The 23,991-nt window shown below is 52.0% G+C and carries 22 protein-coding genes; 13 read left to right on the plus strand and 9 right to left on the minus strand.

Annotated features, from left to right (window positions below; all coding sequences use genetic code 11):
* Positions 1-143: 143 nt before the first annotated feature.
* The 6 genes from OEV59_09105 to OEV59_09130 all read right to left on the minus strand — a co-directional run bounded on the left by OEV59_09105 (position 144) and on the right by OEV59_09130 (position 8,853).
* Positions 144-1,040: a hypothetical protein gene (locus OEV59_09105; protein MDH4227885.1), complete on the minus strand. Its 897-nt coding sequence runs from the start codon at positions 1,038-1,040 to the stop codon at positions 144-146.
* Between the two features lie 41 nt (positions 1,041-1,081).
* The gene (locus OEV59_09110; protein MDH4227886.1) at positions 1,082-1,948 is read right to left on the minus strand and encodes a hypothetical protein; all 867 of its coding nucleotides are present in this window, start codon (positions 1,946-1,948) and stop codon (positions 1,082-1,084) included.
* Positions 1,949-2,630: 682 nt separating this feature from the next.
* Positions 2,631-3,863, minus strand: a complete 1,233-nt coding sequence (locus tag OEV59_09115; protein MDH4227887.1) for an HD domain-containing protein — start codon at positions 3,861-3,863, stop codon at positions 2,631-2,633.
* Positions 3,864-4,042: 179 nt separating this feature from the next.
* Positions 4,043-4,858 (minus strand): DsbA family protein, encoded by an 816-nt coding sequence (locus OEV59_09120; protein ID MDH4227888.1) that lies wholly within the window; start codon positions 4,856-4,858, stop codon positions 4,043-4,045.
* 129 nt (positions 4,859-4,987) lie between these two features.
* On the minus strand, positions 4,988-6,583 hold the full coding sequence (locus OEV59_09125; GenBank protein MDH4227889.1) for a DUF4215 domain-containing protein: 1,596 nt from the start codon (positions 6,581-6,583) through the stop codon (positions 4,988-4,990).
* The gene (locus tag OEV59_09130) at positions 6,556-8,853 is read right to left on the minus strand and encodes a MopE-related protein (GenBank protein ID MDH4227890.1); all 2,298 of its coding nucleotides are present in this window, start codon (positions 8,851-8,853) and stop codon (positions 6,556-6,558) included. The genes OEV59_09125 and OEV59_09130 overlap by 28 nt, the downstream gene beginning before the upstream one ends.
* A gap of 446 nt (positions 8,854-9,299) precedes the next feature.
* On the opposite strand from OEV59_09130, the gene OEV59_09135 reads away from it, so the two are divergent.
* The 5 genes from OEV59_09135 (at position 9,300) to OEV59_09155 (ending at position 12,570) form a co-directional block, all read left to right on the plus strand.
* Complete coding sequence (locus OEV59_09135) at positions 9,300-9,500, plus strand: cold-shock protein (GenBank protein MDH4227891.1); 201 nt, start codon at positions 9,300-9,302, stop codon at positions 9,498-9,500.
* 155 nt (positions 9,501-9,655) lie between these two features.
* Positions 9,656-10,159 (plus strand): TlpA family protein disulfide reductase, encoded by a 504-nt coding sequence (locus OEV59_09140; GenBank protein ID MDH4227892.1) that lies wholly within the window; start codon positions 9,656-9,658, stop codon positions 10,157-10,159.
* Between the two features lie 3 nt (positions 10,160-10,162).
* On the plus strand, positions 10,163-10,381 hold the full coding sequence (locus tag OEV59_09145; GenBank protein MDH4227893.1) for a DUF4266 domain-containing protein: 219 nt from the start codon (positions 10,163-10,165) through the stop codon (positions 10,379-10,381).
* A 1-nt stretch (position 10,382) separates the two neighbouring features.
* Positions 10,383-11,525 (plus strand): DUF3570 domain-containing protein, encoded by a 1,143-nt coding sequence (locus OEV59_09150; protein MDH4227894.1) that lies wholly within the window; start codon positions 10,383-10,385, stop codon positions 11,523-11,525.
* Positions 11,526-11,583: 58 nt separating this feature from the next.
* Positions 11,584-12,570 carry an FAD:protein FMN transferase gene (locus OEV59_09155; protein ID MDH4227895.1) on the plus strand — a complete coding sequence of 329 codons (987 nt, stop codon included), beginning with the start codon at positions 11,584-11,586 and terminating at the stop codon, positions 12,568-12,570.
* Between the two features lie 17 nt (positions 12,571-12,587).
* Here the strand turns inward: OEV59_09155 and OEV59_09160 are convergent, their stop codons facing one another.
* Positions 12,588-13,568 (minus strand): NAD(P)-dependent alcohol dehydrogenase, encoded by a 981-nt coding sequence (locus tag OEV59_09160; GenBank protein MDH4227896.1) that lies wholly within the window; start codon positions 13,566-13,568, stop codon positions 12,588-12,590.
* 116 nt (positions 13,569-13,684) lie between these two features.
* Positions 13,685-14,434: a hypothetical protein gene (locus OEV59_09165; GenBank protein ID MDH4227897.1), complete on the minus strand. Its 750-nt coding sequence runs from the start codon at positions 14,432-14,434 to the stop codon at positions 13,685-13,687.
* Positions 14,435-14,660: 226 nt separating this feature from the next.
* On the opposite strand from OEV59_09165, the gene OEV59_09170 reads away from it, so the two are divergent.
* From OEV59_09170 to hydG, 8 genes are read left to right on the plus strand one after another with little or no spacing between them, the layout of a single operon-like run.
* Positions 14,661-15,692 carry a 4Fe-4S dicluster domain-containing protein gene (locus tag OEV59_09170; GenBank protein MDH4227898.1) on the plus strand — a complete coding sequence of 344 codons (1,032 nt, stop codon included), beginning with the start codon at positions 14,661-14,663 and terminating at the stop codon, positions 15,690-15,692.
* Complete coding sequence (locus tag OEV59_09175; protein MDH4227899.1) at positions 15,692-16,519, plus strand: FAD/NAD(P)-binding protein; 828 nt, start codon at positions 15,692-15,694, stop codon at positions 16,517-16,519. Before OEV59_09170 ends, OEV59_09175 begins: the two co-directional genes overlap by 1 nt.
* A 2-nt stretch (positions 16,520-16,521) precedes the next feature.
* Entirely contained in the window at positions 16,522-17,259 is a 738-nt protein-coding gene (locus tag OEV59_09180; GenBank protein ID MDH4227900.1) for an NADH:ubiquinone oxidoreductase, read from the plus strand.
* 20 nt (positions 17,260-17,279) lie between these two features.
* Positions 17,280-18,578: a Ni/Fe hydrogenase subunit alpha gene (locus OEV59_09185; protein ID MDH4227901.1), complete on the plus strand. Its 1,299-nt coding sequence runs from the start codon at positions 17,280-17,282 to the stop codon at positions 18,576-18,578.
* A complete protein-coding gene (locus OEV59_09190) occupies positions 18,571-19,035 on the plus strand; it encodes a hydrogenase maturation protease (protein MDH4227902.1) in 465 nt (154 codons plus the stop codon). The genes OEV59_09185 and OEV59_09190 overlap by 8 nt, the downstream gene beginning before the upstream one ends.
* Positions 19,028-19,486: a cyclic nucleotide-binding domain-containing protein gene (locus OEV59_09195; GenBank protein ID MDH4227903.1), complete on the plus strand. Its 459-nt coding sequence runs from the start codon at positions 19,028-19,030 to the stop codon at positions 19,484-19,486. The genes OEV59_09190 and OEV59_09195 overlap by 8 nt, the downstream gene beginning before the upstream one ends.
* A gap of 1 nt (position 19,487) precedes the next feature.
* Positions 19,488-20,780 carry a radical SAM protein gene (locus OEV59_09200; GenBank protein MDH4227904.1) on the plus strand — a complete coding sequence of 431 codons (1,293 nt, stop codon included), beginning with the start codon at positions 19,488-19,490 and terminating at the stop codon, positions 20,778-20,780.
* Positions 20,781-20,784: 4 nt separating this feature from the next.
* On the plus strand, positions 20,785-22,170 hold the full coding sequence (gene hydG / locus OEV59_09205) for a [FeFe] hydrogenase H-cluster radical SAM maturase HydG (GenBank protein MDH4227905.1): 1,386 nt from the start codon (positions 20,785-20,787) through the stop codon (positions 22,168-22,170).
* Here hydG and OEV59_09210 read toward each other — a convergent pair.
* The gene (locus OEV59_09210; GenBank protein MDH4227906.1) at positions 22,167-23,927 is read right to left on the minus strand and encodes a YgiQ family radical SAM protein; all 1,761 of its coding nucleotides are present in this window, start codon (positions 23,925-23,927) and stop codon (positions 22,167-22,169) included. The genes hydG and OEV59_09210 overlap by 4 nt on opposite strands.
* Positions 23,928-23,991 lie beyond the last annotated feature (64 nt).

The following is a 23,991-nucleotide window of genomic DNA, read 5'->3' on the forward strand; positions in this document are numbered from 1 at the left end:
CGGCAACTGCCGGAAGCAGGAATAATGCCGTAACAAGCAAATAATTCGTAAACCTCTTTTTCCGCATTCGTCATATACATTGTGTCGGTTTACTTCACGTTTTACTATCTATCACCCATCAAAAGCATCTAACGCTTCAAAAACTACCAGAGGTATATATCAACATCCTTAGGCCTCATTGACCTGTCTATCTCCATCAAAAGGTCTTCCTTGAAAGTATCGTCTACCTCTATATCCCTATATTCGGTAAATCCCCTCTCAGAATGCGGCTTATACATGGATGAAAATTTTTCCTCGCTCAATACAAAATCGCTTCCTTTCTCATTTGCACGCCTTGACGTATATACTTTTTGCCAGATTACAATATCGAGGCTACTACCTAGAAATAACTTGCTGGAAGACTGAAAATATAAAACAACAATCTTCGGCTCCACTATTATTGCAGGAGTATTTATATCTCCGCTAACCGCAAGATAACGGTACTTCATATCTTTCTTTTTTTCAAGCAACACGCTCGATTCGCCCACAACACGCGCGCCAAAAGGATTATACACGCCGGCATTCCTGTCTTTCTTAAAAACCTTTACATGCGTTGTTGCCGTATAGTATTTATCCGTAAAAACTTCATCGGCATACATCAACAAAGCATAAATGTGAGATTCGTTGTTAATCATAAAATTCGGCGAATAAATGCCAGACTTTCCCGGCCCCTCGGCGCGCGGCGACGTCCATATCACAATCTGCTCTCCGGTCTCGAAGTCATGCTCAACAAACGCAAGCTCCTCGCCCTTACCTGCCTTTTTCGTGGCTACAAAGTAAAGGTACCTGCCTTCTGTAAGCGCATACCGTAATACCTTCGTATACCCTGATTTGGCGACATCCAGCCCGGCAACAACAGTAACGACTTTGCCTGTGTCGTCGACAGGAATTCCTTCGTAAGTAGCGTCTATATCATAGCTAACCTCTATGTCCGCCTGTGCAAAAGACGGCATGGCTAACACAACCATTATTACCACTATTTTTATTGCGTCCTTAAGCACTTTGCCTCCATATTAAAACGCATTTTAACGCACGCTCCCCATTATTCGCCCAACGTAAATCCGTGATTATGACTAAACTCCGCAAACTTGCTCCAAAGGAGTTTCCTCTTCAGCTCTTTGCTGTTATCGATTTTAACCTTCTTGGGCTCTTTGAGTGTTTTCGAATCCTTATCATAGTACATGACAAGAAACTCTTCCCCTTCCTTTATAAAATTAAATTTTTCATCCCCGACCTTTGCAGAGATATAATTATTCTTCCAAAGCAGAATATCCCCATACCCATCCTTTGGCTCGAAGTCAACTGCAAAGCCCATGATTATAAAAACTTTCGCAGGCTCTGCGATACTAGGATGCGAATATTTATATTCTCCGCTATCCGCCGCCGCATCCCCCCATTCTCCTAAATCCATATGAAGAGTAATAGGCATCGAGCCATCCGGCTCGGCCCTAATAACATCCAAAGCATATCTGCCTGCATGGTAGGCATGAAAACGAAAATCATATACTGCCAGCACAACAATCAACGGTTGCTCTTGTTTTTGGGGCCTGTATATTAACAATTGTGAATGCATGGTCTCCACATGATAGTCCTTGTCCAATATAGCGGAGAACCTCGGTATTCCCTTATTGTCGAGTGGCATGGTGCCAACGAGTGATAGCGCTTCATACGGCGACCGTTCCAGACCGAGAAAATATAAATCCTCAGGGCCAAGCAAAGTATAGCACTCGATAGCCTTGGACGAATGCTTCCCAAAGTAATTACTATTCTTTTTAATCACTGCCATTCCCGATCTCACAAGACACGTATACGGCCTGGAAATCCCGTCTTGTAAAAAATCGAAATCATCGCCCCACGCAGCCGCCGGGAGCAACAAACAAAACAAAAATACAAGAATCCGTCTCTTCATCAGTGCCTCTTTATTTTTATCGTTTTAATTTATGGTACAACTTGTCTTTTTTGCTATAATTGCCTCAGCTTTCGCTGACGAAAATGTTTTACCAGCCTTTTTTAGCATCCCTATCATAATACCAATCTGCTTCTCCGTATACAAGTAGAGGGCCGTGCCCACCCTATGCCCTACTACCGAATATTACATGTTTAACAATGAGTAATCAATGTTTTTACAATGTTACTTCGTTCGTGAAGCCACGCAAGGATAAAACGGACGGCTATTTTGGTCATGCTGAACCTGGTTCAGCATCTCGCTTCCATAAAAACGAGATCCCGAAACAAGTTCGGGATGACAGACAAATCTTACCCCTCCGCGCCTCCCCTTGCAAAGGGGAGGAAATAAGGTAAGACACTGGATTCCCGCTTGCGCGGGAATGACGGAAATTTTGTCATGCTGACTTTAGTTCAGCATTTCGATTTTTATAATATGGATCCTGAATCAAGTTCAGGATGACAGCATGGATAAGATTGCTTCGTCGGCCTACGGCCTCCTCGCAATAACCGCTTTTACATTCGGGTGCAGGCGTCACGCCTGCCAACCAAATCGGCGGCTTGCCTGTCAAAACAAAACCCCTTTGCCGTGAAAAAGCCCAAAGGGGTTTAAGTGTGTGTGCGTAGCCATCTGCCTTGCCGTCGCGCTACATCTCGCTGTAGCGCTTACTGATGCTCTTTATGGTGTCTATGCAGGCGAAGAAGGCCTCTATCATGTCCGGGTCGAACTGCTTACCGGCCTCGCTTCGAAGATTTTCCAAAACCTCGTTCTCATCCCACGGGTCTTTATACGCGCGTTTGGAGCTTAAGGCGTCGTAAACGTCCGCTATGGCAACAACACGGCCAAAGGGATGTATCTCCTCGCCCTTTTTCCCCCTTGCCCCGCCCTTTCCGTCCTCGTAGCCAAGAAGCGCCTTTCCCGTTAGCGCGTCTACATGCCCCGGATACCCGTTGCCGTCCCATCTTTCATGGTGGTCGAGGGCGATTGCCGCTGCTGCCTCGTCGAACTCCGAGTACCTGTCGGTAAAGAGCCTTGCGCCCATGTATGTATGCGTCTTCATTACCGCGTATTCGGCAGGGTCGAGCTTCGCGGGTTTTTTAAGTATCGCGTCCGCTATGGCGATTTTACCGACGTCGTGGAGCATCGCGCCCATCCTCAAAACGTCCCTGTGCTTTTGTATCTCGTCGTGCGTGAGCCCGCGCTTTACCGCCCAGACCTCGTATATCTCGGCCGCGTAGGACGCGACCCTGTTTACGTGCGCACCTGTTTCCTTGGGGTCCCTGAGTTCGGCCATCTTATTGACGCGAAGTATCATGGCCCTGGTCATCTGCGCTCTTTCGATGGCGATTGCGGCGTTATTGGCAAAGTGCTTTATGAAGGGCTCATCCTCCTTTGGGAAGGCCGCCACCGCGCCGCTCTTATCCCGAGCGTTTATGAGCTGAAGAACGCCGATGATGCCGCCCCTTGAGGTCTTTAGCGGGAACGTGAGCACCGACTTTGTCCTGTAGTTCGTGAGCTTGTCGTACTCCTTATTAAAGGAATACGTGACGTCGTCGCCTATTTCGTAGACATCCGGGATGTTTAGCATCTCGTCGGCGCTTGCCGAGTGGCCTGCTATGGAATTATTGTTGATGGGTATCTCGAAGGTCGAGTAGATGAGCTTTTTCCCGGGCTCGAGCTTTGCCTGAAAGACCTCGTTCTGGGTGTAGCTGAACTTAAGCCTCTCGCCCTCTTTTATATAGATGGAGCCTGCCTCGGCATTGACGAACTGCCTTGCGAGCGTAAGGATGCGCTCGAGTATCAGGTCCATATCCTTGTACTGCGAGATATCGAGGCCGAGGTTTATGATTTCGGCCATCTTCTGGCTTTCGCTAAGCATGGCACAGACCTCCCGGATGGGTTTATGGGATACCGTTACTCCGTGACATTATACATAAAACAGAGAGGAAGGTGAAGAAAAAAACCCGTGGCAGGAGGCGAATACATAATCAAAGCGCCGGCGTGCTGCCGTATCCCTGGCAAAACGCCGGCTATTTTTATTACGCAGTAAAAAACGGATTACTTCTTCGCGTCCGCGGCCTTTAGAAGCTCGTTTATCTTTGCCTCGAAGGCGGAGTAGGGCTGCGCACCTACCACTATCTCGCCCTCCACATCGTCGCCGCCACTGCTTGGCGCGAGCACGAAGCTTGGCGTGCCGCGTATGCCGATTGTTCCGGCATCGTTAGTGTCCGCGTCTATCTTTTCGCCCTTGTTGGCGTCTAGGCAGGCGTTGAATTTCTTCTCGTTTAGAGAAAGCTCCTTTGCATACACCCTCAATTTATCGACCTCGAGCGCGGCCTGGTTTGTAAAGAGCTTTTCCCTCATCTCCCAGTACTTATCCTGCTCTCCGGCGCAAAGAGCTGCCTCGGCTGCCTTTCTCGCGTTACTGTGGAAGGAAAGCGGCAGGTTACGGCTGACAAACTTCACCTTACCGGTGTCTATGAAGTTCTTTTTTAAGTCCGCGAATGTCGTATCGTAGAACCTTTTACAGAACGGGCACTGATAATCCGTGAACTCTACAAGCGTAATCGGCGCCTTCTTGTTGCCAAGCACGTTCGAGCCCTTTATGGACACCTTGCCTCTCGTCGGCTGAGGCTGCGGCGCTGCCTGCTGCGGAGCTGCTGCAGGGCGTTTTTCGAGTGCTTCCCTGATTGCCTTGAGCTCCTTTAATATCTCCTGCCCTGTTTCCTCTGTCATGGACTTGGAAGGTGTCTTGGCAGTAGTCTTGGCAGGAGCCTTGTTTACGGCCGGCGCCTTCACGGCATCTGCGGCAAATACGCTTACAGAGCCCGACATGAATACTACGGCGAACATTGCTACGACGATATTTTTCATCTTCCCTCCGTTATTAAGCCGCGGACATGGTCATGTCCGCGGCCGTGATTAACAGCTTTACTGATGCGGCCCGGCATAATAGTACCACATTTCATGCCGGCATGCATCGTTTTTCAAACGCTCTTACAGCTATCTGCAACCGCAGCTAACCGGCGAGGTCAAAGCACTACGCGGAATAATGCTGCCAACAACCGAAAAATCAGCCGCATTAACATTCGTATCCGTACACCCTGCGCCACCTCTGGCAACGGAGACCGCAGGATTGCCTATTGGATATGCAGATATCGGCGCACCTTCCTGGCAACCTGCCGAACCATTTCCCCAACCGACAATATCGACGGTAGCCGCGGTATCAGGCGGGCACGCAGTACCGCTCGGGGTGCCCCAAGCATTCATCAGCACCACCTTACCGGGTGCGCCATAATCCATCTCCAATGCGGTTCCTGTTACGTTTGCCGGGACCGGGGATCCGCCGCCTACAGAACCGGTTCTTATAAGCAGATAACCTCCGGGTGGAATCGTACCCACGAGCGGAGAACCAAGAAGCGGCTGCCATGCATTGCCGGTAACCGTTGGACCTCCATAATACAGCCCCCAGTCTGAAATATTTACCGTATTGGTGCTTCTATTATGCAACTCTACGAAGTCCTGATTATAAGGTCCAACAGGGCCTCCGAAGTATACCTGGCTGATAACCACGGACGTCGGCGAACACACCGGCGGAACGCAAACACCTGTCATACACTCGACACCGCCGTTTTCCGTACATGCCGTGCCGTCTGCCTTTGCCGGACTGGAGGAACACACGCCTGTGCTCGGATTGCACGTTCCGGCGTCATGGCACTGATCCGGAACCACACAGGTAACGGGATTATACCCTGTACACGTGCCGCCCTGGCACATATCGGTCTGCGTGCACGCATCGCCGTCTGCACATGCCGTGCCGTCTGCCTTAAACTGCATACCTGGTACTCCGGCCGTGCACACGCCATCCGCACACTGGTTGGCGGAAGTGGGCACATCCGCATCGTCTACCACGTCTTTCGTCCCACCTGCACCGTCACAGACCGTCATTTGACAATTTCCTGCAGTCTGTACAGCCACAGATGTGCCGTCTGCAGCATACTCTACTCCACATACCCCTGCCACACAAGTTCTTGCCTGACAGCTCGTATCACTGCCCGGACAATCTGCGGCTACAACGCAGGAACCCGCACAAACCGGACAAGCTCCGCCGCAATCCACACCGGTTTCGCTGCCGTTTTGCATGGCATCGCTGCATGTCGGCGTAGTGCACGTATTGGTGCAGCTATCGGCATTGCTAGCATTGCCGTCGTCGCACTGCTCGCCAATGGATGGCGAAACTATGCCATCACCACAAACAGGCAGCGTGCACGTATTGGTGCAGAAATCCGTATTGACCATATTGCCGTCGTCGCACTGCTCGCCAATGGATGGCGAAACTATGCCATCACCACAAACAGGCAGCGTGCACGTATTGGTGCAGAAATCCGTATTAACCATATTGCCGTCGTCGCACTGCTCGCCAATGGATGGCGACACTATGCCGTCGCGGCAAACAGGCCACATACACGTATTGGTGCAACTGTCGGTATCGACCATATTGCCGTCATCGCACTGCTCGGAGCCTGCCGATATGCCGTCGCCGCATAGCGTCTGACAAACGCTTGGAGAGCCTAAGCACTGATAACCGGGTTCCGCCAAACAAGTACTCTGGCATCCGTCGCCCGACATCGTATTCCGTCGTCGCACTGCTCGGAGACAGATACTATGCCGTCGCCGCAGACAGCGCAAACACCGCCTTCGTCGCTTTGCCCGTCACAATCATTATCCGACCCGTCGCATACCTCGGCCGACGGCAAATTATTTTGCACGCAAGTAGTGGCGCCGCCGGAACACGCCGTGGCTCCGTCTGCACATACCCCCGGCAACCCGGTGGAGCAAACATCCCCTATGGGCGCGTCAAACGGGGCTCCCATGCACCCGTTGGAAACGTCGCAGTAATCGGATGTACAAACGTTGCCGTCATCGCACATGAAGTCCTGCGTAACATGTTCGCATCCTACAAACGATTGGCAGAAATCCGCCGTACAACTTACGCCATCATCGCAGCTCAAAGGAGCTCCGCTCGAAACCGTGCCGGAAACGCATGTCTCCGCGCCGTTGCACATATCACCGTCATCGGCCGTGTTATTGCACCAGCCGCAATTATTGGGATCGCTCAACAGATCCGCCTCGCATCCGTCTACAGGGTCTCCGTTACAATCCTCGAAACCGGAATTACAAACCGCTCTGCACATCGCGCCGTCGCAAGCAGGGGTCGCGTTCGCCCCTACCTGGGAAGCGCAGTCGTTGCCGCAAGCTCCGCAATTGGCAGTATCGAACCACAGATCCGTCTCGCAGCCGTCGGCCATCGTGCCGTTACAATCGTCCCTGCCGCCCATGCACATATACTGGCACGTACCCGAAGAGCAGAAAGTATCGGCTCCGTCGGGAACTGCCGCAAGACAATCGTTACCGCAGGCGCCGCAGTTGAACATATCGTCGTCCGTATTTACGCACTGCGATGAACATGCCGTAAACCCGCCGAAACACTGACACGCGCCCGATACACACGAACCGCCGAGTCCGCAAATCGTATCAGGGGTTTCATCGGTTATACCGTTACAATTATTATCAAGGCCGTCGCACATATCGGCAGATTGATACACCGCTCCTGCGCACACGCCGCTCCAGAATCCGCTGACACAGGTCTCAGTGCCGCTCTGGCATGCGCCCACTTCCGTGCCAGGACCGCAAGAGCGCGTAACCCCGCTCTTACATTCCGGGCCAAAGGCCGCTCCGTACTCCGCCGAGCAGGTTTGCCTCCAGCAAGTCATATTCGTTAAACAGGCAGGGTCGCCAACATTAAAGACACACATGCCAAGTGTTGTCACAGAGCCATGACACTCTGCCGTCAGGCCCATGCTGTTTAGACAATCAGCAATACACATCATATCGCTGCCGCCGCACATTGCCCCGCACTCAAAAACCTGACTCTGCTCATCGCCCGTGCAGGCCGCCGTAACGCAGGAATCGTCTATCTGGCTGTTACAATCGTTATCAAGGCCGTCGCATATCTCGGGCCTGACAGGATTTACGAACTCGTTTGTGTCGCCACAATCCGTGCTGTTTGAAACATACCCTGCGGGCTGAGTACATTTTACAAGCGGCTTTGCCGCATTTCCAAAGGTGTCGTTATCCGCGTCTCCGTACCACGTCGGAGCGCCGGGGGCGTCGTCGACAACGCCGTTACAGTCTTCGTCGGTGCCGTCGCATGTTTCGGTGACAGGAGTTACTTCGCCTAAGCACGCAGCGCTAAAGGAATTGCCGTTACACGTGCGTATGCCCGAGCGGCAGGGGCCGACACCGATGGTAGATGGATCCGCTCCGTAGCATGAAACAAAGTCCCCGTTATAACAGCTTGCCAGCACAGAGGGCATGGCGCACGTCCAAGTAGAACCTGACTTTACCAGCACCTCGCCGGTCGAGCATATGTTGGCAAGCTTGGCAGCCGTAATAGCGCCGTCAACGACCGTGTCGGCCTCGGACGCCTTTACGGAATAAGGCACAGCAGCAAACTTCTGCCTCGGCATCATCTCGACGTCGGTTCCGACTTTAACGCCAATATAAACATCTGCGCCGCTTATAACGGAAGAATTAATCGGATTTACAACGGTTCCAAGAGTTGCGGTAAAAATGCCGTTTACGACCGTAACGCCGGCAATGGTCTGCGTCCATAACGGAGCGCCTCCGGTCGGCACACTATATATGTTGAAGGTGATATCGACCTGCCCCGTAATCGCAAGGCCCGAAGAATTAGTGAGCCTGCCCTGATATGTCAGCGTGCCGGGAACAGCCGCTTCCGAAAGAGATGACAGCAACACAAGAAGGAGAAGCAGCGCCCCCGTAAAAACCCCACTAAAACTTTTCATATATCTCCCCCTGGCTATTTTATTGGATTAAGATGTTCTCGAAAAAAGAAAAAACTCTATACGGACATTCGATATGACGTTCTTGCAAAGCTATATTTCAGCGCGTTCCTATTTAGACGTCATAGTACTGCTACTGCCCTGCCATTGTCAATGCGAATCTTGGCCGCTTAATTTTGTATCGCATCCGTCAGCAGCCTGCTTATCCGCGAATAATCACAAATATTTTTACGGCAAAACAGGACAAAAAGCTCTCTTAACTATCGGTAAAATAAATTTCCCAAAAACGCAAAAAAACACTTGACTCAAATAAATGCCCGTGTTAAGCTAATGAATTAGAAGTATCGGAGTAGTTGTTGGCTTACGCCGCAAGGACTTCATCTCTGCGGCTTTTATTTATGACATGCAGCCTCCGACTTCAAAATACATGAAGAAGGAGGTATCACGCGATGGAAAAAGGAACAGTAAAGTGGTTTAACGACGCCAAGGGCTTCGGCTTTATCAGCAAGGCCGACGGCACCGACGTATTCGTTCACTACTCGGACATCGCCACAGAGGGCTTCAAGTCCCTGGCAGAAGGCCAGGCAGTAAGCTTCGAAGTGGTCGCAGGCCCAAAAGGCCCGAAGGCAACAAACGTAGTAAAGATATAACAGTCCGCTCTACGTAAGCCCCCGCAGGTAATGCCTGCGGGGGCTTTTTTATTGATAACAACCTGCCTTCGCAAAAAGACTTTGAAAAAGAAGATTTTTTCCTGTATCATATATCCGTAACCGCGGATAATCCTTGACAAGAAAGAAGCTCTCGCATGATAAAGAAAACCTTTCTGGCAATACTTGTAAGCATCTCTCTCGTAACAACCGCCTTCGCAGGCATCATAGGAACGGAAGCCCCGAACTTCACTTTAAACGACATGGCGGGAAAGCCCGTCAGCCTGGCATCTTATAAGGGGTCGGTTGTTTTCCTCGACTTCTGGGCAAGCTGGTGCGCGCCGTGCAAAGAGGAACTCCCGAACATAAATAAGTTCGCCGAAGAGCTCCAGGGCTCGAAGTTCGTCGTGCTTGCGGTAAGCGTTGACAAGAAAAAATCCCATGCCGAGGACTTTCTAAAGAAGATACCCTCGCCCGCTCCTAACTTCATCGTGCTCCACGACGCTGCCTCCGAGGCCGTTTCCAAGTACAATGCCATGGCAATGCCGACGTCCTATATAATCGACAAAAAGGGAATCCTTCGCCACGCGCACTTCGGATACCAGCCGGGCGACCCCGGAAAATGGAAGACCGAGGTCGATGCCCTTCTAAAGGAACAATAACACATGAAAAAAATCTTCTTTATACTTGCGCTCTTTGCAGTTGCCGCAACCGCAGCCGGATGCGCCTCGGTAAAACCGTGGGAAAAAGAACGCCTCGCGGACCCCATCATGCAGTTCGACTATAACAAAGAAGAAAAAGCCGTAAGAGACCACTTCCTCGGCACAAGAGAAGGAAGCGCCGGAGGATTCGGCGTAAGCGGCGGAGGGTGCGGCTGCAACTGAAATGAATCTACGAGCCCTGTTTAAAGCCATCGTGCTCTCAACTGCCTTCCTCGCGCTAAGCGCACACAGCGCAAAGGCCGAGGACTATATATCAACACAGGCCTATGTCCATGCCTTTAATAACGATATCACTGTCGTCACCGGAGTGTTCGCGCTCAATAAAGACATCTCGCTCGAAACATCTGCGTACTTTAAATACACCATAGACTCAATCAACCCGAGCTTCTTGGACGCTGACGCGCAGTCCGGGGCATCTACCGCATCGAGCGCTCCGAGCTCGCCCTCTGATACAAGAAACGAGCTCATGGCAGGGGTAAGGCACGAGTTTCCCGGGCTCTTCGGCTTCGAGTTCTACTACGACTACAGCAGGGAAAAAGACTACGCCTCGGACACGCCAACCCTTTCGCTTAAGAAAGACCTCTTTGGCAAGAACACCACCATAAGCCTCGGTTACTCGAGGAACATGGACAAGGTATCTGGCCAGTATCTTTTAAAGACCGAGGATAGGACAACCAACAACTATTTTATCGGCCTTACGCAGGTATTTACGCCCGTGCTGGTCGGGCAAATCGGATATTCGAGAAGCGCATCCTCCGGGCAGATGAGCGAGGGCATAAGGCTTGTGCCCCTTGGAAGTGTAGCCCCGTCGACATGCATTGCGGTATCCCCAACCTGCGTGCCCGAAAAGCTGCCCGATACGAAGACAAGGCACGCCTACTTAATGGGCTTTAACTATTATATTGCAGAAGGGCTCTACGGCCTTCTCGACAGATCGGCAGTAAAACCAAAACTACGCTACTACACCGACGACTGGGGCATAAAGTCCTATACCTTCGAGGTGGAGTTCGACAAGTACGTGACAGACTCAGACATCCTTACGCTCACAGCCAGGGTCTACGACCAGACAAGGGCCTCGTTCTACGACAGGCAATATAGCGGAACAGAAGAATTCCTCTCTGCCTCGCCGCAGCACCTTGACTTCGGCACCCAGCTCTACGGCATCAAATGGAAGCACGACTTCGGGGCAGGGGTTTTCCCAGGTCTCTTCGAGAAACTGGCCATAGAAGCAAAGTACGAAATGTATCAGGAAACCACCGTCATAGACGCCAACATCTTCATGCTCGGCATAAGGGCAACGATGTAGCCGCATGCTCCCCTTTTTAGCAAAAATACCCGGCCGCCGCTTTGTCATAACGGCGGCCTTGTTTATTTCGGCCTGCATATTCGCCATTCCAACCTTAGCGCTATCCGAGAACCCGCCCTACGCGCCAAAGACACTTGAGCGCGGCTTTACGGTCATGGGCACGGAGTTGAAGGTCAAGATATACTCATCCACTGCTGCCGAAGAGGCTGCCGCACTAAACGGCTTCGATGCAGTTCTAAAGGAATTCCAGCGCATAGAGGACATGATGAGCGAATGGAAGGAAGGCTCTGCAATATCAGAGATAAACAGGAACGCCGGGATACAGCCGGTAAGGACGCCGCCGGAACTGTTCACGGTGATACGGGCCTCCATCGAAGTCTCGAAAATAACCGGCGGCGCCTTCGACGTCTCATGGGCAGCGATGCGCGGGCTCTGGAACTTTACTCCTGGAAGCGAGAAAGTGCCTGATAAAAAAGGAATCGAAAAACGTCTGCCGCTCGTCAACTACAAGAACATAATAATAGACGAAAAGAACATGACCGTATTTCTAAAGAAAAAAGGCATGGCAATAGGGCTTGGCGCGATTGCAAAAGGCTACGCAGTGGACATGGCCATGATGGAGCTAAAAAAGCTCGGCATGAATAACGCTCTCATCACAGCCGGCGGCGACATGCGCGTACAGGGAAAAGAAGGCAGCGAAAAATGGCGCATCGCCGTAAAACACCCGAGGGATAAGACAAAGCTTCTTCTCTCTCTTCCTCTGGAAAACATTTCCATATCCACATCAGGCGACTACGAGAGGTATTTTATAAAGGACAACGTCCTTTACCATCATATAATGTCACCAAAGACAGGGTACCCGGCAAGAGGGGCAAGGAGCGTTACAATAATCGGCCCTGACACCATGACAACGGACGCGCTCGCAACGGCAGTATTCGTCATGGGAGCTAAGGAAGGAATGGCTCTCGTAGAAAAGCTTCCGGGCATAGAGGCGATAATAATAGACACAGAAGGCAGCATGACAAAAAGCAGCGGCATAAATTAAGAGGCCGCCAGAAAAGCTCAATCAACGGTTATTACGACCTTGCCTCTGGCCCTGCCTTCATCAAAATACCGGAAGGCCTCGATGGCATCCTCGATTTTATAGATTTTGTCAATATGCGGCTTAAGTATCCCGTCCTTATAAAAGCCGGAGACGCACCCAAGGTCATCTCTCGACCCCTTGGAAATAAAAAACTCAAACTTTTGGCCGCCTTTTCTCGACATCAAAAACATTAAAGGAGCGGAGATAAAAGTATTACTGACACATACGCTCCCGACAAGAACGTATACGCCTTTTTCACCGAGCACCGCCTTATACCTCGCAAAAAAACCGGATAAAGCCAAATCCAATATAATATCGAACTTGAGCGATGACTTTGTCACGTCCTCGGTTTTATAATCTATTACACGGTCTGCGCCAAGGGATTTGACGAACTCGGCCTTGGAAGCGCTGCACGTGGCAGTAACCTCGGCGCCAAAATGCTTTGCCAGCTGCACGGCCATGTGACCGACATTGCCGGATGCTCCGTTTACGAGCACCTTGTGCCCATTTTTTATGCCGCCCTTGTCTCTAAGGCCCTGAAGTGCGGTAAGGGCTGCTACCGGCAACGCGCCTGCGTCGGTAAAGGGCATATACTCGGGCTTTAATGCAAAAACCCTCTCGTTTGCAGCCACGTACTCGCCAAGTCCACCGAGCCTGGCATCGCCGACATCGCCGAAAACATTATCGCCTGCCTTAAATGATTTCACATTTCTGCCGACCGCCTCGATTGTTCCTGCTGCATCGAGACCGAGGATTTTTACATTCGAGCGAAACATGCTTCTTGCCATAATGCGAAGAATAAGCGACTCACCTTTCAAAAGATGCAGATCGCCGTGGTTTAGCGAGGTTGCCCTGACGCGCACGAGCACCTCGTCATCGCCTGGAACAGGCTTCTCGACATCTGCCGAAAACCTTAGATTATCTATGCCGCCGAATTTTTCGAAATATACGGCCCTCATCTGCTAATCCTTTCCCATTAAGAGTTGCCGGACGTTTTATCGCCTGCCTATACCGCATACCGATTATAGCCGAAATCCCGGGGGGCGGCAACAGCACCAAAAGAGTTGTGAAAAAGCTATGCCCTCTTAAAACCCTTCATCGAAGCCCTTATATTCCCATACAGTTTTGCGCTCCACGAAGGAAGCTCCTTCATAACGTCTCCTGATACATCCGTCACGCGAAAATCCACAGGACTTATGATTACCTTTACGTTCGCCATGCCAATATCGGCCGCAAGCGTAAAGAGCTCTTCCGCAACCTCATCACCCATCGCAAGACACCCGATGGAAGCGGCTCCTCCGTGTATCATCACGTCGGTTCCGAGGTTCTCGCGCTTATCGAGAACACCCATCTCTTTATCGAAATCATTTGGATAATTCAGACGAAGAGACAGATGAAAAAGGCTGTTGGCATTAAGTAAGGTTACATCATAAAACCCTTCGGGCACCTGCGAGTCCCCTTCCATAAGCTTTGGCCCGAGCCTGCCGCTTGCCGCGAGCACCGTGTATGCTCTTACGAACCTGTACGCACCGCTCTTATCTGCTGCCCAAAGCTCCATTACCTTCTTATCCTTTATGGCAATAAGCGTAACCGCCTTTGGCGGATACTCAACCCCTGCCGCGGCAACGTCAGGAGCAAGACGCGCCCTCGCGCCGTCTCCATACTCTATAAGCCTGTCCTCGACTGTTTTTTTCCCCATATAAGTATGCACGGCCAAGGCCGCCCCTTCCCTGATATATCCGCGAAAAACAACCGCGCATAACGATACCACAACCGCCGCGACAATAAAACCCGGCCTCATGCCAAGCACCATTGTCCGCGTCATATCAGCCTCCCTGGCACATCCTTTAACAACACTTTAGATATTCCCGCATTCAGCCTCAGCTTAACATTACCCATATCGTACAAAACGCCCTTGCAGCTGTAATGGAGGCAATGTGGATTTTTTATGGAGAAAGTTTTGCCTTTCGATACCCTTGTTAAAACCCGAAACTTCTGATATCATATAAATCTCAGCAGAACTTTCCATACCAGCGAGGGGGAGAGCTTTCATGGAATTTAGCTCCACTGCCGAAGGCCTGAGGGCCTTTACAGAGTTCCTGATGAAAGACCACGAGGTAGTAGCGCCGGTAAAAAAACGCGGCAGGTTCGTCTTCGAGATAATCGATGACGCATCAGAGGTTGTCCGCGATTATCCGTCAACGCTTTTACCTCCGGTGCGTTTTATCTACCCTGACAACGAACGCCTCTTAAGCTTCGACCTAAACGACATTACAAACGCCTCGCCAATCGTCGATGCCCCGAGGCGCGCCCTGCTCTTTGTCCACCCATGCGACATACACGCCATAGCAGTAATGGACGAAGTGCTATCCAAAGAACCTGCAGACGCAAACTATCTGGCAAGAAGAAAGGCCGCGATCATTATCGGCTATGACTGCAAAACGCCATGCACGGAGAACTGCCTCTGCTTTGACAAGGGCTGTCACAAGATAGATGCCGGGTTCGATATAATGATAACAGAGCTTCGGGGCGCGAAATTCTTTGCCAGGGCCGGGTCGGAGGCCGGGCTTACGGCCTTAAAAAACTCCGGCTCCTTCGAGCGGGCCTCGCACTCCGATAAGCTCTCACTCGTCGAGGCAAAAGAGGCCAAGGACAAAAAATTCAAGCGCGTGCTTCCAAAGGACGTGGCCGTACTCTCGCACGAACTCAAGGCGCGGTCAGCTTCCACCATATGGAACACCGAAGGCGACAAATGCGTATCCTGCGGCGCCTGCAACATCGTCTGCCCAACGTGCTACTGCTTCGACGTCGCGGACACAGTGGACGTAACCACCATGAAGGGCGAACGTATACGCAAGTGGGACTCGTGCCAGCTCTCGGGGTTTTGCAAGGTAGCTTCCGGCGAGAACTTTAGAAACACCGCGGCGTCGCGTCTTAGGCATCGCGTATTCAAGAAAGAGGTCTACCTTAAAAAGCGCCTTGGAAGGTCCGGCTGTGTGGGCTGCGGCAGGTGCATAACGCACTGCATCGCAAAGATAAGCATAAAAGACATATTCACGCGCGTCATGAACGGAGAAGAGTGATGTGCAAGAGCGCTGACATAAAACGCTACCCCATGCCGGCAACGGTTGAGAAGATCGTCACGGCAACGGAAACCGAAAAGGTCTTCACCATCCGCCTTGACGGCGGCAAAACCCTTGGCCACAAGCCCGGGCAATTCGTCATGTACTCGATATACGGCCTTGGCGAGGCCCCTATCTCCATATCCTCCTCCCCTCTTGATAAAGACACATTCGACCTCTGTATAAGGGCCGCTGGCAACCTCACAAACGCCATACACGCGATGAAGGAAGGCGCGAGAATCGGCATCAGGGGGCCGTTTGGGAACGGTTTCTCCATGGACGCGCTCTATAATAAGGACGTTTTAATCGCTGCCGGAGGGCTCGGGCTTGCGCCGCTTCGCTCTCTTATAGAGACCATCACAAGAGAAAGAGACCGCTTTGGCCGCGTCATCCTTCTTGCCGGAGCAAAGCGGCCTGATCTACTCCTTTATAATGAAAGGTTCGGCGACTGGGCCTCGCACGGCATAGAGCTCCATTCGACCGTCGACATTGCCACAGGCAACTGGCACGGCCACGTAGGCGTGATAACAACGCTCTTTAAATACATCACCATAGACCCGGTAAAGACAATGGCCGTGGTAGTGGGCGCGCCCGTTATGTTCAAGTTCGTTATTCACGAGCTTACGACAAGGGGCGTGTTCGAATCCAACATCCTCATGTCGCTTGAACGAAGAATGCGCTGCGGTCTCGGCAAATGCGGGCACTGCCAGATAAACGGCATATACCTTTGCCAGGACGGGCCGGTTATAAGCTACCTCGACGCGAAGAAACTGGACGAGGCCATATGAGCGTGAGACCGAAAATAGGAGTGTTTAGCTTCTCAAGCTGCGAGGGCTGCCAGCTCCAGATACTTAACCTCGAGCGCGAGATACCTGCGATCGCCGGGCTTGTAGAGCTTGTTAACTTCAGAGAAGCGATGAACAAGATAAGCGACGACTATGCCATAGCGTTCGTCGAGGGCTCTATTACGAGAGAAAAAGAGGTCGCCGAGGTCGAGGCCATAAGGAAGCAGGCAAAGATACTTGTAAGCCTCGGCGCGTGCGCGCACCTTGGCGGAGTTAACAGCCTTAAAAATCCAAAGCCAAAGGAAGAATGGCTAAAAACAGTTTACAAGACTACCGATGTGTTCACCGACACCTTCGAGACAAAACGTGTTTCAGATGTGGTGAAGGTGGATTACGACATACCCGGCTGCCCTATCGATAAATTCGAGTTCGTAAGAACCGTGTTCGCGCTGCTTGCGGGTGTAGCCCCAAGGCTCCCGGACAAGCCCGTTTGCGCGGAATGCCGCGTAAAGCCCAACCCATGTCTTGTGGAAGATAACGAACTCTGCCTCGGTTCGATTACAAGGGCAGGATGCGGCGCCATATGCCCGACATACGGCGAGGAGTGCGTTGCGTGCAGGGGCGTACTAAAAGACGCGAACATAAAAGGCCTTACGAAGATACTCAACGACAGAGGGCATTCGAAGACAGCTATCAATGGAAAGCTCGAGCTCTTTAACCTGCTCGCAAAAATAGAGGTCTGACGCAATAGAGGTCTAATAATATGACTCACGACATACACATACGCATACCGCACGTAACAAGGGTCGAGGGGCACGGCAACATCGTCCTCGACGTAAAGAGCGGCAAGATAGAGGAACTGCGGCTCGAGATAGTCGAGAGCCCGCGCTTTTTCGAGGTCATGCTAAAGGGCCGTCCGATAACAGAGGTGCCAGGCATAACCTCTCGCATCTGCGGCATATGCGCCATAAGCCACACGTGCGCCTCGCTTAGGGCCTGCGAGGCGACTTTAGGGATTACACCGAGCGCTGAGACCATTATCCTAAGAAAAGTCCTTCTTAACGCCGAAATACTCCAGAGCCACATCCTGCATCTCGGGCTACTTGTGCTTCCGGACTTCTTTGGCAAGGGCTCGGTAATCGAGCTTGCAAAGACAGAGCCCGAGGCAGTGCAGGCAGCGCTCAGACTAAAGGCCGCTGCCAACGAAATCGCAGCTCTCTTTACCGGCCGCCACGTACACCCCATCGGCATGGCTATCGGCGGGTTCAAGGCATGGCCCGAGAAAAAAGTATTTTCAAAGGCCAGGGCCGTGCTCGAAGGAACTCAAAAGGACCTCGATGCGATGGTTTCGGTTTTTAAAACCCTTACGCCGCCGCCGCTTGAGAGGGCTACGAACTACGTCTCCCTCACCGCCGACAAAGAATACGCGCTCTATGACGGGGTAATCAAAAGAAGCATCGGCGGTATTACGAAAGTAGCGGACTATAAGGATGTAATAAACGAAGAGGTCGTAAGGTACTCAACCGCCAAGCAATCGAAAAGTAACGGCAAATCCATCATGGTGGGCGCGCTCTCAAGGCTAAACAACAACTTCCCACTCATATCCGGTGAAGCAAAGGACGCGGCAAAAAAGCTTGGCATGGCAGAGCCGTCCATAAAGCCTTTTGACAACAACACCGCGCAGCTTATCGAATGCGTGCACACGGTGTATGATTCGCTAAAACTTCTCGAAAGAGACATCCCGGACGGCGGCCCTCCTGCCAGGGCAACAAACAAGGCAGGCAGAGGTGTCGGCGCGGTAGAAGCGCCGCGCGGCACGCTCTACCATGAATACGAAACAGACAAGGACGGCATAGTGGTGTCTGCAAACTGCATCATCCCGACTGCCCAAAACCTTGCAAACATTGAGAGGGACATAGAGGCCATCGTGCCTTCCATTATAAAGGAGCCGCAAGAAAAGATAGCCCTCACCCTCGAAATGCTTGTGCGCGCATACGACCCGTGCATATCCTGCTCCACGCATTTTCTGGATGTAAAGCTGATAGGCGGCGGCAATGGGTAAAGACACGCTCGTCATAGGGCTTGGTAATATACTCATGGGAGATGACGGCGCAGGAATCAGGGTTATCGAGGAACTCTCAAAACTACAAGTGCCGGCAAATGTCGAGCTTATGGACGGCGGCACGCCGGGTGTTGACTTGATGAGCATAATAAAAAAATACAAAAAAGTCATCATAGCGGACGCGGTGCTCGACACAACACCCGGGGCCTCGGTACGCCACTTTCACGCAGACGAGATAACGGGGTTTGGCGGCGCGATGTCGCTCCACGGGCTCGGGCTCGAGGCCGCGATAACGCTAATGAAGACATTTGGCGAGGACCTCTCTGGCGTAACGGTAGTTGGCATACCAATCGAGAGGGCCGAGAGGACGATGGAACTATCGGTGGAAACACTTTCGCGCGTAAAGGACGCGGTCGAGTTTATAACCTGCGAATTCAACGGAGGCGGTCATGGATAAAAAAGAGATTCTAAGGAACTCGTATATATTCGGCTCGCTAACCGCCAAGGAGATAGACGCTGTAGCGGCCATTTCGGAGGAGAAAAAATACAAGGCAGCGAGCGTAATCTTCAAGGAAGGCGAAAAGGCCGAAAAACTATACCTCCTCGTTTCGGGCAAGGTGTCGATAGAGATGGACGTAAGCAGCAAAGAAAAAGTAAGCGTAATGACAGAGGCCAAGCCAGGGGGCGAGTTCGGCTGGTCGGCGCTAATAGACCCGCATATGCATGTCGTATCGGCGCGCGCTGCCGTTGACTCTACAATTCTTTGCGTCGACACAAAAGCGCTGGATAATCTCATCGCGAAAGATTACTACATGGGGTACGTGATAATGCGCGGAGTCGCGAAACTTAGCGCCGAGAGCACACGAAACGCAAGGCTTCAGCTGATACACACGCACTACGGGGCTTAAGATGTGCTATTCCATTCCAGGCCGCGTGCTCTCGATACTGAAGGGCCGCGCCATAATCGACTACTTCGGCGACAAAAGAGAGCTTTCCTCGGGCTTTGAGAACATAAAGCCAGGGGATTATGTCGTTGCCCAGGGCGGCATCGTCATCGAGACCGTTCCCGAAGACGCGGCAAAGGAAATACTCGAAGCATGGAGAGAGGCCTTCTTCCGCTTAAAAAGCGCCGACGAAGCGCTGCTTCTAAAAAACAGCGGCAACGAAGCTTCGGCAGAAACAAAAACCATCATCGAGGCCGCGCTCTCGGGTAAAACTCTCTCAAAGACAGACGTGCAGACGCTCCTCGCCTCCCCTGCAGCCGACCTTGCGTTCATCTGCTCTGCGGCAAACACGCTACGGGCAAGAGAACAGGGCAACTCTGCCTGCGTACACGGGATAATAGAATTTTCGAACTTCTGCGCGTCTTCATGCGCGTACTGCGGCATAAACGCCGCGAACCCGGGGCTTAAACGCTACAGGATGGAACCAAAGGAAATAATAGAGCATACGGTGGACGTTTCCAAGCGGCTCGGGTTCAAGGCAATAGTACTTCAAAGCGGCGAGGACGATTCATACGACGCAAAAACACTTTCCCATATCGCAAAGAAAATACTTAAGCAAACTCCGATGCTCCTTATAATGAGCATCGGGGAGAGACCAATTGAACTCTATAGAGAACTCTACGCTTCGGGCGTAAGGGGCGCGCTGATACGCTTCGAGACATCGAATAAAAGCAGATACTCAAAACTTCACAACAGCCCCCTTGAAGAGCGCGTAAGCCTGATAAAGGAACTTAAAAAAATGGGGTATGCTGTCATAACAGGCTCACTCGCAGGCCTCCCTGGCGAGACAGCGGACGACAGCGCAGAAGATATTTTACTTTCAGCCTCGCTCTCTCCTGAGATGCATTCCATGGGCCCGTTCATCGCGCACAGGGATACCCCGCTTAAAGACGCTGCTTCCATCTCACTTGAAACATATCTAAAGGAAACTGCGGTGCTTCGCCTGCTTGACCCTAAAAAGAGCATACTCGTCCCGAGCGCATTCGAAACGCTCTACGGGTTCGATGCCGTAAAAACCGCGCTTCTCTCGGGCGCGAACTCGATGATGATAAACCTTACGCCAAAAGAATACGGCGGCCTCTACTCGATATACCCCGGAAAGCAGCATTACGAAGAGGTCTCTGCTGACGTAGAGCGCAAACTCAGCCTCTTAAACGAACTTGGCAGGGCGCCGACGGATATAGGGATAAAGGTATGATTCTATGCGTAAAAATTTTTTAAAGACACATGACATACCTGCCGTTCTCGCAAAGACCGCCGCTCTCTCCAAGACTTCGATTAGAGAGGTGGTAGCCAGGGCACGAACGCTCTCCGGGCTTACGCTCGAAGAAACAGCGCTTCTTTTAAACGCCGCCGATGAGGAGCTTATCGCTGAAATACTTAGCGCTGCCAAAAATGTAAAAGAGGACATCTACGGCTCACGGCTCGTGCTCTTTACCCCACTCTACGTATCCGACCAATGCGTAAACGACTGCCTGTACTGCGGCTTCAGGAAAAACGGCAGCGAGCGCAGAGGCCGCGCCCTTACGAAAGAAGAAATACAAAACGAAACAACGGCAATAATAAACGACGGGCATAAGCGGATACTGCTCGTTGCAGCCGAAAACCCCGCAATCACGGATGTCGAGTATATTGCCAATGCAGTTGAAACGATTTACTCGGTAAAGGCCGGCAAGAGTAACATCCGCCGCGTGAACGTGAACATGGCGCCGCTCTCGATTATGGATTTTAAGAAGCTAAAAGCATCGGGCATCGGCACGTACCAGCTATTCCAGGAAACCTACGACGAGGCTGCTTACAAAAAGGCGCACGCAAAAGGGCCGAAGGCGGACTTTCTAAAGCGCCTCTACGCCATGCACGACGCAATGGAGGCAGGCATAGACGATGTCGGCATAGGCGCGCTATTCGGGCTCGGTGATTGGAGAGTAGAGACGCTCTCGCTCCTTGCCCATTCGATGGAGCTCGAAAAGACCTACGGCGCCGGGCCGCACACAATATCGATTCCGAGACTCGAGCCGGCAAACGGCGCGCCACTCTCTACTATACAGCCAAATGCCGTGTCTGACGCCGACTTCATGAAACTCACGGCGATACTAAGATTGGCCGTGCCATACACGGGCATAATACTTAGCACCAGAGAGAGCGCAAAGTTAAGAAACACTCTCTTTCACCTTGGAGTGTCGCAGATAAGCGCGAACTCAAGAACAACTGTTGGCGGACACATTAATAAGGAAGACGGCACGGCCCAGTTCAGCGTGCACGACAAGAGAACGACCGAGGAAATCATACGCGAGCTTTCAAAGGAAAACTTTTCGCCAAGCTTCTGCACCGCGTGTTACCGCACGGGAAGGACAGGTAGCGATTTCATGGAACTTGCAAAGCCTGGCGAGATAAAACGCTTTTGCGTGCCAAACTCGATATTGAGCTTCAAGGAATATCTCTTGGACTTCGGAGAAGCGGAAATGGTCGCAGAAGGCGAGGGACTAATCAAGAAAGAACTCGAACACATAAAAGACGCTGCACTTAGAAGCGCTACCGAGAAAAAACTCCGTGAAATGGAAGAAGGCAAGCGCGACCTGTTTTTTTAGCGCCGCCCCCTCACAGGGAAACGTCCGCGGCCTTTCACAGGCCCCTTCGCCCTCTCAGCGCCGCCCTGATTACCAACAAGCGCTTCCTTTTGCCCCTCCCTGCCCTTAAACGTCTTCTCCACAAAACAGGTATTACCGTCCATGTCCTTTTCTGCCCAGTACATGGCAGTCGAAATGGTGGCAGGGGCAGGGGTAAAGAGCTGCGTCTGCTCCGGCGTAACGCCAAGTTCGGATACCGCGAAGTCCTTTAACTTCTTCATATCGGCCTCGGTGCACCCGGGGTGCGCGGCAATAAAGTAGTATGAAAGAAACTGCCGTAGCCCTGCCTCCTTGTTGAACTTGAAAAAGAGGTCCTTGAACTTTACAAGTGTATCTCGTCCGCACCCGGGCTTGGCCATCATACCCAGCACCTTCTGCTCGGAATGCTCGGGCGCGATCTTAAGCTGCCCGGAGACATGGTTCGTAACTATTTCCTTTAGATACTTTTCACCGCACTTTTTATCGGCGAGCACCATATCGTAGCGTATGCCGGAAGCGACAACCGCCTTCTTTACTCCCGAAACTGCGCGAACGGCCTTCAGTAGCTCTATCTGTTCGTCATGTCCCTGTTTCAATGCCGGGCAAACTTCCGGCGAAACGCAGCTCTTATCAGCGCAGCAGCCCTTCTTTTCCATCCTCGCGCAGTCGCTCGCATACATGTTTGCCGAAGGCCCTCCGACGTCGTGTATCATGCCCTTGAACCTCGGATGCTTCGCTATAGCCTCAACTTCCTTAACTATGGACGCCCTGCTCCTGCTCCTTACGCGGCGGCCCTCGTGCACGGCTATCGCGCAAAACGCGCACTCGCCGTAGCAGCCGCGGTGCGTTGACACGGCAAAGCGTATGGTTTCCAGGACCTTCACCTCGCCGTCTTTCCTGTGCACCGGATGAAGCTCTCTCTCGTACTCGAGGTTATAGACCTTATCGAGCGCCTCGCCTGTAACATACGGCGCAGGCGGGTTCTGCACAAGATACCGGACGCCGTGGCGCTGCGTAAGGGCCTTGGCTGTCACTGGGTCGTTATTGGAATAGAATATCCTGAAGGCCTCGAGGAATTTTTTCTTATCGTCCCTCGTCTCCTCGAAGGACGGCATCTCGATTGAGCCAGCAACCAGCGTCTTGGAAATATAGCAAAGCCCCCGAATGGTCGACGGGTCTCCTCCGTTTTTAAGACAATTAGCAAGCTCCCTTGCCGAGCCCTCTGCCATGCCATAGAGGAGATAATCGGCCTTTGCATCGAACAGGACAGAGCCGCGCACCCTGTCGGTCCAGAAATCGTAGTGAGAAACGCGGCGCAGACTTGCCTCGATGCCTCCAAGCACTATCGGCCGGCTTGTATCGCGTCGAAACCTTTGTATGAGGTTGGAATAAGCGATTGCCGCTCTGTCTGGCCGCTTGTCATTAACGCCGCCGGGCGTATAGTCGTCGGCCTTTCGTTTCTTGCCGCTGGCCGTCCGGTTGGCAACCATCGAGTCTATGCACCCTGCGGTCACGCCCCAGAAAAGCTTGGGCTCGCCAAGGCGCATTATGTCCTTATCGGTATCAAGAGCGGGCTGGCCGATGATGCCGACCTTATAGCCCGCAGCCATCAGGACTTTGCCAACGACCGAAACGCCGACAAACGGCGAGTCGATGTACGCATCGCCGCTAACCAGTATTACATCAAGGCCCTTCCAGCCAAGCCTCGTTAGCTCTTCTTTTGTGCTCGGAATGAACATTTTTAAGTATCCCCTGCCTATCGTATTATTTTACCACAGGCGCACTGCGCAAGGCGAGATAAAG

Source organism: Deltaproteobacteria bacterium, assembly GCA_029858205.1.
Taxonomy (GTDB): Bacteria; Desulfobacterota; GWC2-55-46; order GWC2-55-46; family DRQE01; genus JAOUFM01.